Annotated in this window: 6 protein-coding genes; 3 read left to right on the forward strand and 3 right to left on the reverse strand. The window is 43.7% G+C overall.

All coding sequences use genetic code 11. The features are described 5' to 3' along the window. Window positions 1-109: 109 nt before the first annotated feature. Genes ACQUQM_RS20840 through ACQUQM_RS20850 form a run of 3 tightly spaced genes read right to left on the reverse strand, consistent with a single transcriptional unit; the run spans window position 110 to window position 10,540 of the window. On the reverse strand, window positions 110-2,077 hold the full coding sequence (locus tag ACQUQM_RS20840) for a hypothetical protein (protein WP_432471794.1): 1,968 nt from the start codon (window positions 2,075-2,077) through the stop codon (window positions 110-112). Continuing rightward, window positions 2,070-7,484 (reverse strand): DEAD/DEAH box helicase, encoded by a 5,415-nt coding sequence (locus ACQUQM_RS20845; protein ID WP_432471795.1) that lies wholly within the window; start codon window positions 7,482-7,484, stop codon window positions 2,070-2,072. Before ACQUQM_RS20845 ends, ACQUQM_RS20840 begins: the two co-directional genes overlap by 8 nt. An 11-nt stretch (window positions 7,485-7,495) precedes the next feature. Beyond that, the gene (locus tag ACQUQM_RS20850) at window positions 7,496-10,540 is read right to left on the reverse strand and encodes a hypothetical protein (protein ID WP_432471796.1); all 3,045 of its coding nucleotides are present in this window, start codon (window positions 10,538-10,540) and stop codon (window positions 7,496-7,498) included. A gap of 1,688 nt (window positions 10,541-12,228) precedes the next feature. On the opposite strand from ACQUQM_RS20850, the gene ACQUQM_RS20855 reads away from it, so the two are divergent. The 3 genes from ACQUQM_RS20855 to ACQUQM_RS20865 all read left to right on the forward strand — a co-directional run bounded on the left by ACQUQM_RS20855 (window position 12,229) and on the right by ACQUQM_RS20865 (window position 15,934). Further along, complete coding sequence (locus ACQUQM_RS20855; RefSeq protein ID WP_432471797.1) at window positions 12,229-14,103, forward strand: 3'-5' exonuclease; 1,875 nt, start codon at window positions 12,229-12,231, stop codon at window positions 14,101-14,103. A gap of 651 nt (window positions 14,104-14,754) precedes the next feature. After that, window positions 14,755-15,324, forward strand: coding sequence for a recombinase family protein (locus ACQUQM_RS20860; protein WP_432471798.1), 570 nt, complete (start codon window positions 14,755-14,757; stop codon window positions 15,322-15,324). Between the two features lie 289 nt (window positions 15,325-15,613). Further along, window positions 15,614-15,934, forward strand: coding sequence for a hypothetical protein (locus ACQUQM_RS20865; RefSeq protein ID WP_432471799.1), 321 nt, complete (start codon window positions 15,614-15,616; stop codon window positions 15,932-15,934). The last annotated feature ends 43 nt before the right edge of the window (window positions 15,935-15,977 follow it).

Below are 15,977 nucleotides of genomic sequence, written 5' to 3' on the forward strand. Positions count from 1 at the left end.
GAGCGGATCTCCGGGCTTGAGATACAAGAAGGAGTGTCAGATTCAGCCAGAACTCATCCGCCTCAACATTGAGACCTTCATAGGGGAAACACTCACTGATAACAAAGTTCTATTCCAAAATATCTATAAATTCAGGAAACTCCTGGGCCACATCCAGTAGGACATGCGCAAAGCTTGACTCCAAATCATCAATACTGATAACCAAAGTGTCGATAGGTCGAGTTAATGGAATCAACAACTTCCGCCATGCTTCTCGTGCTGCAATATCATCTATATCCTCAAAGGCTTTCTCTTCCTCAATAGTTAGTCCTGTAAGCTTCCTAATAGACTTACACTCATCCCAATAAGTATCAGCATTATGTAATACAACAGTCCACCCCTCTAAGCCGCGACAGGAAGCATACTGAACAACTCTGAATTGCTTCTTTGATCGAGGGAAATCCCTTCGTGATAAGTCATCAACTCCATCCCATACTTCATAACCTTGCTGGGAGAGAAAGTTACCTATCTTACTTTGCTTATATCCATCATGCTGAATTACGCCTGACGGTGGCACACAATGGAGAAAATCTAACTCCGCATTTCCCTTTTCTTTTGCTGCCGCCAATAAATCCACATGGAGCTCGGGACGTGTAGTGTAAGGCTTCTTTAGGATAATTACCTTACCGCCACCAGCCTTATCATTTGGAGTAACTTGCCACTTAACCCCACTCAGGTCTGCAACTTTATTGATGAAGACCGCCAAGTTCCTCTTCATGCGAAGGCAGCGATTCAGAGAGATGGTTTCCCTTAACTCAGGTTGAACTCCGCATTCCCATTCAGCCCGTCCTCCCCGTATTATTTGGTCTACACCATCTGCAAGGCAGATATTTTCAGGGCTATATAAAGCCTTAAGCAACTCAATCTCTCCTTGAGGCCAATCCTGTGCCTCATCGACTATGACACAATCATAATCATACCGATCAGGATTCCCTGAGATGATCTCAGCGATATCTTCCTTGGAAATTGCTCCAGCCGTTAGCATTTCTACAGCGGCATCACAGTTCCCTTCATAGTTATCATAAGAAAGATCCTCTTCCTCAAGAAACTGCAAACGGCTGAACCAGGAGTACATAAAAGACATTACAGTCTCAACCACAATCCCACCTTCCTCTGGGTTGGACGGTATGTGTAGTAATGCAAGTAACCTTCGGATATCTGCTGCCAAGGCATGGTTATAAGTAAGTACCAAGGTTCGCAATCCCTTTTCATCAAACGCCTTCCATGCCATTTGTAGGCACATAACTGTTTTTCCTGTTCCTCCATGGCCACGTAATCGGACCATTTTTCGGCCCATGCTGGAAAGGAGGGCATCACTCTCTGGAGTGTTAACCGCTATCATGTCCATCCGCTTACGATCGAGAGCTGTAGGTACGATCGAGCAAAAGACAGGCGCTTTTAAAATAGGAGTAATTTCTGCATCCGTGCCCGAAGATAAGCTGAAGCCTTTTGCAGTCTTTCTGACTTTAGAAGCTGATGCAATTGCCGTGAAGAAGTCATTTCCATCAAATCCTGCAGCCAAGGCTCCACCAATGTTATTGAGAGACCCTAAGCCCCTCATATACACACACCTGTGTATATAAGCCCCCAAGCCTAAGTCTTTAAGGTAGTGGTTTAACGAATGTACTTGATCGATGTTTTGGTCTGTAGCACTCTTCCAACCAGTCTTGGCTCCCCTTGAATACTTAACATTGATTTTATCTCCAATGATTTGGACACTACTCTCATCGTGATCCTTTACCTCAATTGCCACAACAAAGTTCTGCACTTGAACCGGTTTTCTCATGACACGAGAGCCAACAAAGTCATAGATAACCTTTCTAGGAATAAATGCCCGCATACGGCGAAAAACCCCACAAACAACTACATCTATATCAGTTATCCTATAACCCGATATCTTTACGTTTGCTGCTACACGGATATGTTCTTGGTCAGGAGCGGACTTCTCCACCCCTGGCCATAGCCTTGAAATAGCATCTGCTATCGAAACCGCCGCGCTATACTCCCTTGTTCCTTCTTCCCCTATGACCTCAAGCATCTGGTTGCCCTATTTTCAAAATATATTGCTGTGGTCGCATCCTAAATTCGCGAATGTCTACAAAATCAACCGACAACTCAGCACCATACTTGGATTGGAGATCATACTTAGCATTTAACTGCCGATCAGTAATCAATCCTTCCCTCATATGCCACAATGGATGCCCAAGGACCAAGGCACGGCTTCCCTGATAAACAAGGGCTGGTAGGGAGTCAGCCATTTCAGCTGTAACGTCCATCTCGCTTTGCTTGCAGAGTTCAGCAAACCGATCAGCTACATCCTTGCCATTTTTCAACCACCGATCTTCAATCAAGGGTTTGCCTAGTACTAACTCAGCAACATCCAGCGCCAGCCTCCAATCTAACAGGGCATGAACCATACGATTCCCATAGTTTCTTAGGCAATCTGGGCATGAAACATCACAATCAGCATGGCTATTGGATTCCCAATCACGTCTTATAACCAAGTAGTACTCTTCCAATAGCTCCAGCAGCATTTTCTTGTCATACAATCTCCTTGTATATCCAGCTCCATTTTCTAGGGCATCCGCAAGGAACAACTGCTGTGTAACGCATTCCTGCAATCGATACCTCTGCCGGCCAATACGAATTTCCATTGGGTCGATATCCAAATACGTCGATGCTGCCATTCTCAACAATTCGCCGAATGAGGCAATGGCTGGCTCCGCCGAAGGCTGTTCTTCTACATCAAGTACCCCGTCGTATCCAACATCTGGCGCGGAAGTAATCAAGAAGCTTAGAACATCTGTTTTAAAAACAGTCCCTATAGCCCCACTCTCAAAAACGGGGCTCTTAACATACCTCTCAAGTGAATCATTGCGATAAAGGTGAGAATCGGTGACGACAACAGAGTCATAATCCTGATGGAAGTCATACATTCGACCACTATTATCGTTAACCAATGCAATAGGCTCCTGATCAGTTAATGCCACCTGAGCTATGCCAAGGTTAAGTGCATGGTCGTAGTTAGGCTGGAAAGCCAATATTGGTGGGGCAATAGTTGGGCCCCTTTGTCGCTGCCCATCATAGTCAAAGGGCTTGCTGGTGGTTCTGAACCCTTTAGGTTGGAAGAGGTTGAATATCTCAGATGGGCTCATACAGACATTACAGCTTTCGTGCTCACCACTAGCTATTGCCATGCAATCTGGATCAGTACACTTTGAAAACTTAAGTGAGGGCCCTAAGGGGGTCTTATCAGCAAAAGTTCTCCCTCCAAATGAGACCTTATGCATAAAGCCGCAGGCGGTATGTATCTGCTTATCCTTGGGGATCTCTGCACCAGGGGAAAATGCCCAGATTGCATGATCAAGAGGCCTATCACTAACAACCATATCATCAGCTGAATCCCCCCCCCTTGGCGTAAATAAGCTTCTAACTTGGGTTGGGAATCCAAACATTGGGAGTATGCCCGCAGTTGCCAAGCGCTCACTCAACTCTTCCTGAATAAACTTTTGGTCAGCTACAACACCAGAAACCACATTACAAAGCTGCTGCCTACAATAGAACTCAATATCAGAAGCTCCACTCCCTTCTCGCGGAGCGTAGGCACATAAACGAGCTACCACATCACTAACTTCGTTGGAGCTTTCTAGCCAAAACTTTAGCTTAGGCTTGTGAATGCTTTCCCACTCATTAGCCTTACCAAACGCACCATGGGTACTATCAGCACTTCGCTCAGGGGGATTGCTCAATTGATTAAAGGCCCTCCGAAGAACTTCTGCAGACACAACACGCTTAATAATTTCTGTTCTACTCAAATCTAAGTACGGCTGTGGCGGAAGGTCCCCTGTAATCCTCTCTGGATGGTTATAGTAAAAGTCATCATGGGAGCCTCCGCGACAAACAGTTAGGGCGTAAGAAAAAGACTGGCCTGCTCGACCTGCTCTACCAACCCTTTGTTGATAGTTAAACCGCTGGGGCGGCATATTTGCCATCATCACAATATTTAGTGAACCAATATCTACACCAACTTCCATTGTCGTTGTGACACTGAGGACATCAATACCTTGGACTCTTACACTCTCACCCTCTATAAAAGCCCCTTTAAAGCATCTTTGCCTCCTACGCTGCTCGCTTAGCGGCTTGGTTTGCCCTGTCAGCTCCTCAACATGAAGCCTGTGAGCAGCTTCACCAGCCAACCAACGGTAATAATCTTCATCAGAAGAGCTAACTCCTGTAAAAATACGCGACTCGCACTGAGGGGTAATACAAGCACTCAAAGGAGTATTAAGCAGTAAGGATGAGCAGTTCGTGCATCTTTTAAGGTTTCTTAAATCACTTGAGCAAATTTCTAGCTTCAATCCGGCATTATTAGAAGTCCTAAGTATCCAGTTATCAGTAATAATGCCGCCTTGCTTTAGAACATCTTTAACATTTTCAATGAACTCTGTTGCATTCCTAGATGCGCTACTAGCTACTCTTTCTAAGTATGTCTTCAAGGGCCTTGGAGCTTCAGTAGTTGAGCGATTTCTTCCGGCCCCCTGATAGTACTTTTTCTGGCCAAGGATTCTTAATGTATTGGCCAAGATACCGTGGGCAATATCATTTGCCATTCCTAGCTTACTGGTTACATCATGTTCAGGAGCTAAATACGCCACCCCCATAGACTCGAGATCTCGCCCCCCTGCATCAAAAATCGCGCCGGCTATATATTCGGACAAATACTTTCTTAGCTCCTGTTGACCGTCCTTTGCAATAGTTGGCTCGAGTGGCTCCCAGTCTCCTTCTTGTGGCGGATCATAGAATCGCCACCACGGTTCCCCATCTATGTTGCTTCTTGATACTTCTGGTCCTGCAGGGTTTATACCTAATGCTAAAAGTTGCTTCTCTACCTTCCTGAGCAACAAGGGCCAAGAAATCACGCCTGCTTTCATATGATTTGATACATACTCTTCTATTTGCTTCAGCTGGATCTCAGTCGCAACTCCTGCAGCATCTAGCATCAAGGCAGTCCATACATCAACGGAAGCCTGCTTTAGGTCATCAGCAATTGATTGTTCTTCTGACGTTAGCTCTTGCGTCGAGGAACGAGAAGCTATCTGTTTAAGACTTTCTAATGATGTGCACGAGTTACTATTTAGAACCTGAAAAAGCACTTGTCTCATCAAATCTCTAAAGTGATTGAGCTCCAAGCCTGCTGCCACGTCAGCCGCATCATCACGGCTGTCAGTAAATGCAATCATCTGAGCAGCTTTTCCATCTTCTCCCAAGAAGGAAACCGCTCGGTCAGCAATTAACTGCGTTGTGACATTAAGGCCTGTTCGTTGGGCACGGATTGGAGATTGAACCGACCCAGAGAAGAAGGACTTAAGGTTTGACTGATATCTCGCTGAGTAACACTTAGGGCACTTTTCTGGCAATGCTGCGACCGAAGAGCCTTTAGAACAAATATACATAGTACCGGCAGCATTATCGCCATGGGCTGCAGGTTGCAATAAACCAAGGCTAGGCCAGTAGGAAGCAGGAACGAAAGAAAAAGTAGCATTTTTATTAGTATCAGGGTTTTTATGGCTCCAAGATGCAAAGTCTCCAGTTATTTGATTCCCTGGCCAATACCACATGTATTTTCCATACTCGCGCTCAAAAACTAAGGTAGGGGATACATTGTTCGCCTCTGAAGACCCTGATTCCAGAAAATAACCTTCATCATCTAGCATGCCCTCTGGTGTAGGGGTGACATAACCTCCTAGGTACATCTCTCCACAATCGTAACAGTAGAGCAGCTCTAGGACTTGGCCTCCACAATTACATTTCAATGATGGAGATTTAAATAGCCTACCAATGGTTCTATTTTCGTATCTGTGCTCTTCTTCCACCTGATCACATTTAGGATTAGAGCATGCCCACATTCCTTGTATTTGACGTAAAAACATATGTGCCCGGAAGGCGGGTAGAGGCTTTTCATATGATTCAAATTTCTCGTATTTTGCTGCGTTAAAAACTGCATGGAGGGCCTCAGGGCTAAAATTATCACCCAATAATTGAGAACCTAGCTCATTAAGCCGTGCGGGCACATGCCGCCCATCAGCCAATTTACCTGCAGCTATACATGCTGCACCAATAGCGTTCCTTGGAGAAAATTCCGATATGAAATTATCTACTGCACTTTGATCATCACTATTCACCGGATCGGTAAGTGCCAAAACCTTTTCATGGTCTAAAGGTAATTTGGCGGTTGGCATAAGAGGATTACCAGGGAAAACATCGAATGTATCCCGGTTTACCCCAAAGAACTGTTGAAGATAGGTTCGTCCCTCTTCACCGTCCAAAGAAGCACTCGTACCAAGGCAGCGAAGTTGTGGTGAATCTGGCTCTAATCCTAATCGATGCAGGAGGTTTCGTACTACGAGGGCTACTTCTGTACCTTGAGTGCCCCTGTAGCTGTGAAGTTCATCAACAATTAATGAGAAATGATTATCTGGAGACTCTTCCAGCCACTTTCTGGTTTTTAGAAAAATCTCATCCTCATTTTCCCTCATCAACATTACGTTGAGCATCGATACGTTTGTAATCATAATGTCCGGCGGACAGTCGATCATATCCCAGCGCGTCATCATCTCGCCGCAGTAAGGATCTGAGAATTGTGCGCGCGTTTCAGGATCAGTCCCCCGCAGGCGCTCCATTTCCCGCTCAATCTCTTTAACTTCCCTTGCGACCTCTTTTATTTTTCTACGGTCTTTACTGCCTAATTCTTCAGATGGATAGTACATCCCCCCAGCGGTTGCACCGGTATAACGGCCAAAGAAAAACAATGGCGAACCATGTATTTTCTGGGCGCGAAAAGCAGCTTGTCTAAGACGAGAAATTTGATCCTCAACTAGAGCGTTTGTTGGATATAGTAGCAGTGCACGTACCGCCGGCTTGGAAGCAGCATTTTCGCAGGACCTTAGGGAATTCCATGTCTTTTCCTTATCCCATGGTTCTTTCCACCATGGGTATAAACTCGCAGGGCCACTTCCCAAACGCTCAGCTATTAGGCGTGCAATAATTGGCAACAAAAAGCTTTCTGTTTTACCTGAGCCAGTACCTGACGTAACTACAACATTTCTCTTAGTTGCTGAGTTAGGAGCCAATGAGGTAATTAAGGATTGGGCTTGGTGGAGGCGTAACTTAAAGTCTCCCCCCTTCCCAAAAATAATGCGCCCTAAGTTTTCAGCGACTTCTGGTGCAAGGCCTGCTTCTAAGCAAGCTTCATTGATCGTAACCTCAGAGGGATAAGGCAAAACAGTCTCAAGCAAAATTTCCTGAGCTGTTAAGCCTTTCTTACCAAGTAACGCTCGCCTCTCCTTCATGAGGGCTTCATCCCTCATCCAAAACGCGCTATCGTAGTACTTGTGATACGCCTCTTGGATATACGGCAATACTTCCATCGGTGTATTTTTTTCCATAACTCAGATCCCTATGAATAAAGCTTAGTAATCAAAGCTTTTGCTAACTCTTCGGAAACACCTGAAAAAGTTAGTTTCCATTCTCCTCTTTCTGGTACCAGCCCAGAACAAGATATCAGCATCCTGCGATAAAGATCAGGTGGCTCACATCCAATAATACATTCAAGGTTCCCAGTCCCTTTGTTGTAGCCGTGTAACCTAATGCCAGCATCACGGGCAGCTATAAGCTTCACAACCTCATAACCAGCCTCGTAAGATTCACCGTGCTCATTTAGATAAAAGTATCGGCGACCGGCGAAAGATGTTCTGTATCCTCCTACTCCTTTAAGAGGGTGCTTTGACCAACGCCCCGTCTTGGGATCAAAGCGCTCTATGTCACCTTGATCTTCAATATGGATTGGCCGTAGCATCTGCTTCATCTCATAGATTGAAGGCATAAAGTTATTGATAGAAGAGGCCGGTGAGTTCACTACTTTAATCTTTCTGCCGTGGGGGTCCTTAATGTTCCCCAAAAGCCCCTCTACGTCTGTAATCGTTAAATTACTCAGTTCCCAAACATAAGCAGGAGGTGCAAGCTCTTGTTTCACGACTCGATGAGAACACCCCTCCCCAGAAAGTGCAGAGGCCACCTCCTCAAGTAGTGTGTCATTCCGAAACCCAGATAAATAAACCTCTCCATTTGGGGTTGCAACTAAAGCAGGTGGGCTACATGACCAAGATACCGGCTTCCTACCATCTTCACTTAAAGTAACATCGATATATCCCAAGTCGACAAGTCTTCTAGCAAACTCTGTTATCTGCCATGGGAGCTCTACATGTGCAGATATAACTGACTCAATGGACCTCCAGCTACCCGCTCCTAGGTAGCAAATTGCATCGAGCACAATCTCTGGGCTTACATTATCTATAGATCTAGATTCAATCCTCATACCTGAAATCGAGCGTGCCTGAGCTCGGAAAATATTCTTCTTACGCTTCAATCCTCGGCCGACTCTTTTTGATAGGACAGAAGACTTGCAGTCCTTGCAGGTCATATGCTTTGCAGAATATCGATCACCGTGGCTAACACACGGTTCACACTCCCATACGTGGTAGCCTCTTAATATGCAGGACTCAGCAAACCCCTTCACAGGATCATGATTGTAGTCCCCCCAAAAATCTTCTTCCTCATGCGTAATGTCGAGGCCATGGTCAAAGTCGGTCAGAAAGCTTCCAATACCCTCTTCAGGGCCGATATGATCACCCTCAATAATCATCCCCCTTAGCAACACCGTATCGTCCTTACAGCCATTTAACGGAAGTGCGCTACTCCACCAGCCCCTTCTCTCATGGTTGAGTTTGTAACCGAGTTCTTGGGTTCGGCTTGAGTTTAGTTTTCTTGGTAATTTAGCTGATCGAAATGAAATATCTTTTTCAGCTACTTTTCGTGAATTCCTTATTGCAGCTACCGTGTAGGTTCCAGAGTCTAGATCTATCTTGCTGGACTTCAAGAAGGCTGGGTTATCTGGTTTGATCTTCTGCTCAAATTGAAGCTCTTCTTCTCCTTCTAATGCTATGTAACTCACTTCCAATTCAAGTAGGCCCTTATCATCCGAAGAAAGAATCTCCGGAGGCGCTTTCGAATGCCAAATATTAGGAGATAGCTTCAATCCCCCTGTTAACTGGATTGAAACCCCTTCTGAAAGGGGGACTATCGGTTGAAGGTTATCCTCAACACTTTCTTGTGGAGCACTTAAATACTCCACACCTTGAAAGATAATCCACTGTTCAGGTAACCCAGTAACATCCTTCGCATTGTGGGAAACAAAACCTGATCGGGCGTATTTTTCTAGATGGCTATCCACCCTAGCTTTCCAGTTTTCATGGCATAGGATGATATGGTCAGTATGGAGCGATACACGAGATACCTCGCGAAAGTATGGGCTAGATTCTAATTTAATTAGCGGTATAACCGGGCGAATATCATGCTTATAGCACCCCCGGCCATTTTCAGTGACTAATTGGAAAGGAGAGAGCATCAATGCGTCAATATTCAACTTATCAACAGGCTCGATACACTCCAAGTTGGCACCTTGGAGCGGAGATAACCATATATTGCCATTACACTTTTCAAATGCTTTGGCAGCGAGCTCGGGAGTTTTATCGCTTAGTTTCAGACTACTTTCTTCAATCCCATCATTGGAGGCACCAGCTAGGTAAAGCTTAATTCTCTTGTTTGGAAAACTTTGAATTATTGCTGTCCAGCTAAGCCTTTTGATTGAAAGGCTACTGCCATTATTCCCTTGCATATCTCCATGCCAGCACTCAAGTTCCTGAATGGCAGAGGATGCTACTCTTTCCCTCAAGTCTGGTACCGCCCAAATTTTCTTCAGCCACTCTGAAGGGCCATGGCCAGTCATCCACTCATGGATATACAATGATATTTCAGCTTCACTCAAACTTTCATGAGGCGATATGCCGAATTCCGCAAACATCCTGTGAAATCGCTTTCGATCTGCATCTCTTACAAGGGACTGTGATAAGGCAAAACTAACATACTTCCAGTTATTCACTCGTCTAGCAGTAGGCCGGCCATATTCATAGTCGTTCCACATAAGCCATCGATTGAGGGAGTTCCAGAAAGAAAGGGTATGCTTCGCCCCGAGACGGGCCTTATTCTTGCTAGCCTCATCATCAACACCAAGTATTTCAAATAAGCGCTGATAATAATTAGTTGAAGAATACTGGCTATCTTGCCGCATATGTTCAGCAGCTAATGAAAATGTTAGCAGAATAGTAGTATAAGGAGGGTAGCCTAATCGTGATTTAGCGTTCCAAGCCCTAAGACCCTTCAGATGCGTCTTATAGATATTGGAACAGGACCAATCTAGAGTTCTAGAAACAGTAGTTCCTATTAGCAATTCAATATCAGCCGCAGCGCAGTCGAGTCGCTGGGCTAGTTCGGATCTGATTTCATCCTCTAAATCTAGATAAACAGGAACTGATTCATAGCGACCATCAAAGAATACTTGATTTACTACATCATTTACCTTTCCGTATGTATATGTTTCAACCAAAACAACCCCTTTACCTTTAGCAGTCCATTGAAGATATAAGCAGTCTAGCTATTAAAACCTATTCTATCCTGCCAATAGCAGTCAACTGATGTGCCATATACAGCCTCTCAGATTGGTGGCAATGGTCAATGTGCGGTTCATTGATTGCATACCCCGCACCCAACAGAAAGTCCCGCTCGTTAGAATCGTTAGCGTTCTTAATCTGTGTTTAAGCTGGGCTTGGTGCGGTGAGTTGATTTAACTAGGGAATATTGACAGGGTATTGTTAGATTGACATTAATGTCACTCGTTAATGAATGCTATGGGCTATTAGTACCTGTGACTGACTTTAACTGAGGTCGTATACTTTGCTTTGAAATAAGTGGGGTCAGATGAAACTTATTTATGCAAAGAAAAGACTGCCTGATTGAGGGGGATTGTGCAGAGTTGAAAGTGCATGGTGGCGGGAGTGTTAGCTATAATAAATGGGGTCAGAGTAAAAGAAGAGTGGCGGGAGTATTCGCTTCTGCGCAGCTCACCCTGCGGGTCATCGCGAAGAGCAGCGATGATGTGTCGCGCAAAGAACGCGCTCGGTTCGACCCCGCTCCGCGGTTATCAACACCCTTCACACACCACGGATACACAAAAGGCAGGGGCATTGTGCAAAGCTGGAAGGTTAAGTGGCGGGAGTACTAAGGCCGTTCAGGCCTTGCCCTTCGGGTCATCGCGAAGAGCAGCGATGATGTGTCGCGCAAAGAACGCGCTCGGTTCGAACCCGCTCCGCGGTTATCAACCCCCGATCCACATTCCACGGATACAAAAAAAAGGCCACCCCGATGGGATGGCCTTTTCTTTGTATTTGGTGGAGGTGGCGGGTGTCGAACCGCTGCCTACTCTGTCCAATAAAATCAGGCAGTTATCTCTGAAGACCGTGTGGCCGTAGTGTATCTTAGTAGCAAACTTAGTAGCAAATTCTGGAATGGAGATCTTATTTCGTCAGTAACGGTTCTACTGTTGCGGTTGCTTGGGTAGTTCTACTGGTCTGTGTTCGTATAACCTCAGCCGGTCATGAGGATGCGTTAAGGATGACTTTTGGGGTGATGGAATGGATTTGAATAAGTGTCTACATGATATTGCAATAAGTAGGGGGTAGTACTGGGTGCTGAGTGATAGCTTCCCCCCGGCGTGTCTAGCCCACTTAAAGTATCTCAACGCAAGTTGCGTATCAAAAGGGTATCAGAGGAACAGTTCAAACGGTTATTTAAAAACGTGACTCCGTAGGTATCCCTATACACTGAAAAGAAAATTTTTTACGGTCTTGGTAATCAATACTGATATATATCTGTTCGTCACCACAGAGCTGACCTTTGGTCGTCACATATCACTAAATTATGATGTAATCCCTTAAATAGAGGTTTTAGTAGCACTAATTATCTTAACGATTTTACCTGCAGCACTGCTGCTTACTAAATGCTTTCCAAGAATGTTGTTATAAAAATATTACTGAAAGTCCGATATTAAACATAAATGTTACTGCAAGTAAGATATTCGTATTAAATGAAACTTTCAGTACGATATTTTATATAAAAATCACTGATGGTGATGTTTTGATGTGATCGTATTGTGATGGCTGTTTTTGTTGTAAGATATTTCTTGACTGTTTGATTTGTAAGGCTTAGGTTAGTGTGTAAATATCAAGGAGAAGTGTTATGAGTAGCGTTATGAACGACTCGGACATATATAAAGGATTGCTTAAGTTTATTATAACAGATGACAAGATAAGATATATTACTGAGTTAATGGTTGCCATTGATATTGAAAATGGAAAGATCTGGCCTAGTTCCAGACAGCACATGCTAGAGATTTTAAGAGATACAATTTTTGAAAATATGGCATATAGTGATTCTGATTTATATGACATAATAATGGAAAAAGTTAAAGGCACACCTTCTGAAAAGCTAGACAAACTACTTCGCTTTGATGATCTTGATTTGCTTTTAAAGAAGTTTGATCATCAAGATAGCTTATTCCCAAAAAAGGAAAAAGAGCCAACTCCTGATAGAAGAAGCTTTCGCACAGAATCCGACATATCAAAATTATTGTCTTTAGCAACGGATGAACAAATAGATATAATAAACAGAGTAAACAGTGATAATAGATCTATTACTTTGCAGGGCTATGCTGGCTGCGGAAAGACTACTGCGATAGAGCAAATATTTTACTCAAACCCATCAAGGCAGAATGATACGTTATTTACCGCATTTAATAGGTCAATAGTTAGATCTGTTACGTATAGAAATGAACACTTAGAAGCAAAGACATTTGATTCCCTTGGGTGCAAGTTCGGATTAAAGCGCTCACCCTGGATCGGTGAAGATCTAACAGTAGAACATATTGATTATACTAAGCTATCAGAAATTCTTGGTATTAAAGGATCTACAGAAATTACTGGCCATCCATCTATAAAGGGCAACAAAATAAGTAGGCTATGCTATTCAATAGTTGAGTCATACTGTAATAGCTCCCTGAACAGCCTCGATATCTCTCTCGTTCCAAAGGAAATAACAGGCATTGACGCTAGACTAGAAATTCTTCACCTGTCAAATAACTTATGGTCAATAATGATAGCCACTCCTGACTTATTTGGTGTTCCAGTTATAAGACCTTCTTTTGTAACTAAACACTGGAGTTTGATGGGGGGGAGGCTGCCTAGGAAATACTCACGAGTGTTTTTAGATGAGGCGCAAGATGTTAACCCTGCTTTTTCTGAAATAATTAATCGATCTACAAACGCTCAAGTAATATCAGCTGGAGACCACTTCCAACAACTGTATACATGGCGTGGGGCTATTAATGCCATGAAAAACTCACAAAATGAATTGTCTGTCACTAAAACATTTAGGTTTGGTCAATCCATAGCAGAGCTTTCAAACAAGATATTATCTAAGACTATGGAGCCACCTACTGATAAAATATCTCCCTTTAATGAAAATCATATTTCTGAAATAAAGTCTTATAATTCCATACCAGATGAGTGTGATATAATTCTAACGAGAACTAGAGCTGAAGCTTTTTATCTTGCAAGAACGCTGTCAAATAATAATCATTCGTTCTATCTAAATGTTGATATTAGCGAATGGAGAGACCTTATTAAAAGCTCTCTTGATCTTTATAATGGGGTTTCTGGAAGAAAGCACCCTAGAATTAGTTTTTTTGAGGATTGGTTTCAACTTGAATCATATGCTGAAACATCTATGGATAGTGATTTGTTAACATGCATAAATATTGTTAAGAGCTGCCACGCGACATTGGACGATGACTTAAAAAAGATTATAAATTTAAATCAGGCGCGTGAAGAAGATGCTAAAATAATATTATCTACGACCCATAGAATAAAAGGCAGAGACTGGAATAATGTAGCTATACATACTGACTTTACTAAATCAATATTTAGAGCAAAAAATGATGATGCAAGGTTGGATGATGAGCTCAAGATTTTGTATGTGGCAATTACTCGGGCCAAGAAAAAACTCTTTTTACCTGAGGGCCTTCTCGAAGAATTAAACAGCCTATCAATTGAATGAATGGTGATTTTTTTGGACCCGGTAGTTTCTTTTATAAAGATTAGCTGAGGTACCTGCTAATAGAATAACACCAAGGCTAAGCAGTGTATAAACCATCTGAAGAATTGTCCTTGAAACTGCTTCTGTTACAATTTTGTGAAGCCCTATACCGGTATTGGTTTGCCTGAGGTTCCCCCATAGGGGGGCTTCATCTGCCCCTGAAACAACAATAGCCCTCCCCCTATAATCTCCCCAGTTTTATACATATATTGACCTGAAAATGGCTGTTTTTGACCATCGCTGAAACCCGCATGGTTACTGGGTTTCTCTTTAGTGACCACACTAGGAATACCAGCGCGCCGAAAATACCCCTTAGATTACCCTACTGAATCACACATAAATCAGCACCAAATTGATCCATTAATTACCTGTTGATTAGCCAGGAATTACCTGTTTTTAGTGATTTATGAAACCCCCGTGGTTACTGGGCTAGCGAATAGGGCCTCTACTAGGAATACCAACGTCTCCAAAAGCACCTCTATTTATTATCAATAAGGTACACCTCTGTGATTGGTGATAAACATACCTGAATTGGCTATCAATAGGGTTGATATGATAGATATGATATGAAACTATCACAGCATCGATACTCTACTGATAGGCATCATCGACATGAAAGTATACGGATATGCACGGGTAAGTACTGAAGATCAGGATCTGACTATTCAACGGGAAGCTCTGTTAGCTGCAGGGTGTGATGTGGTCAGGGAAGAGAAGGTATCTGGTCAGGCTTCTACAGATGATCGAAAGGAATTATCCACTCTGCTGGAGTTTCTCCGAAAAGGGGACTGTCTGGTGGTTACCCGAATAGATCGCTTGGCACGTAGCGTAAAGCATCTACAGGATATTGTTCACCAGCTGAAAGAGAAGGGCGTATCGTTACGTGCTACAGAGCAGCAGGTCGATACCAGTACAGCAGCCGGTAAAGCCTTCTTCGATATGCTGGGGGTGTTTGCTGAGTTCGAAACTAACCTGCGTAAAGAGCGTCAGGCTGAAGGTATCGCTAAGGCCAAGCTGAAAGGTGTTTACAAAGGCCGTAAGCCTACTGCCCAAGAGAAGTCTGATGAAGTGCTGCAGTTGATCGGTGAAGGGCTTAAGCGTCAGGAGGTTGCTGATCAGCTAGGGATAGGCATTGCCAGTGTTTATAGGATTCTGAAGAGTAATAAGCCTGCTACGGTATAACAACAGTGCATCTGTAGATGGCTGCTGAAGGGTAATAATATAGTGGTCACTAACCAGAAAGCTCTTTAGTCTACCTCCTAGGAACACACAAACATTTTTACCCTCTGATCTGCATCTGATCAACCAATCCAATTGAACATATCTGCGTTATCTACACGGCTCATCTGCTGTGGGCTTCCGCACGTCTGCTCTTTATTAACTCTTTCCTCCATCCGTTTCAGGGGGGAAGTAACTCCCATTAACCAACACCACAACTGTCATAACTAACCAATAGGAAAACCACCACGACATGACTAAACAAGAACCAAAGAAACAGTACCTGACACGTAAAGCGATAAGCCAGCGGATAGGTCTGACTGAAAGCTCTGTAGAAACTCTTCGAGATATCAAGAAGGTCTTAAAGGCGTTCACTAAAAAGGACCACAGCAGGGCTTTGCTGATCCGGAGAGCCGTTGAGGTCTACGCTGAGTACCTGCTGGAGCAATACCATAAAGGCCTTCTATCTTCTGAGACGTATTACATAGAAGAGCTGACAGGCATCAGGGGTCGACCACCGAAAGTTTCCGCTGCTGAAGGCGAAACCTCCAAAGCAACACAAGGGGGGATATAGCTATATTGAATCTTAGATGGGTCATCGTATCCCTTACCCTAGA

It is taken from the genome of Amphritea sp. HPY, from assembly GCF_050870985.1.
In the GTDB taxonomy this organism is placed as follows: domain Bacteria; phylum Pseudomonadota; class Gammaproteobacteria; order Pseudomonadales; family Balneatricaceae; genus Amphritea.

Bases quoted from the DNA above. Each gene is read 5' to 3' on its own strand.
- ACQUQM_RS20845 (WP_432471795.1), bottom strand. From the start codon at position 7,484: ATGGAAAAAAATACACCGATGGAAGTATTGCCGTATATCCAAGAGGCG.
- ACQUQM_RS20865 (WP_432471799.1), top strand. From the start codon at position 15,614: ATGACTAAACAAGAACCAAAGAAACAGTACCTGACACGTAAAGCGATA.
- ACQUQM_RS20840 (WP_432471794.1), bottom strand. From the start codon at position 2,077: ATGCTTGAGGTCATAGGGGAAGAAGGAACAAGGGAGTATAGCGCGGCG.
- ACQUQM_RS20860 (WP_432471798.1), top strand. From the start codon at position 14,755: ATGAAAGTATACGGATATGCACGGGTAAGTACTGAAGATCAGGATCTG.
- ACQUQM_RS20855 (WP_432471797.1), top strand. From the start codon at position 12,229: ATGAGTAGCGTTATGAACGACTCGGACATATATAAAGGATTGCTTAAG.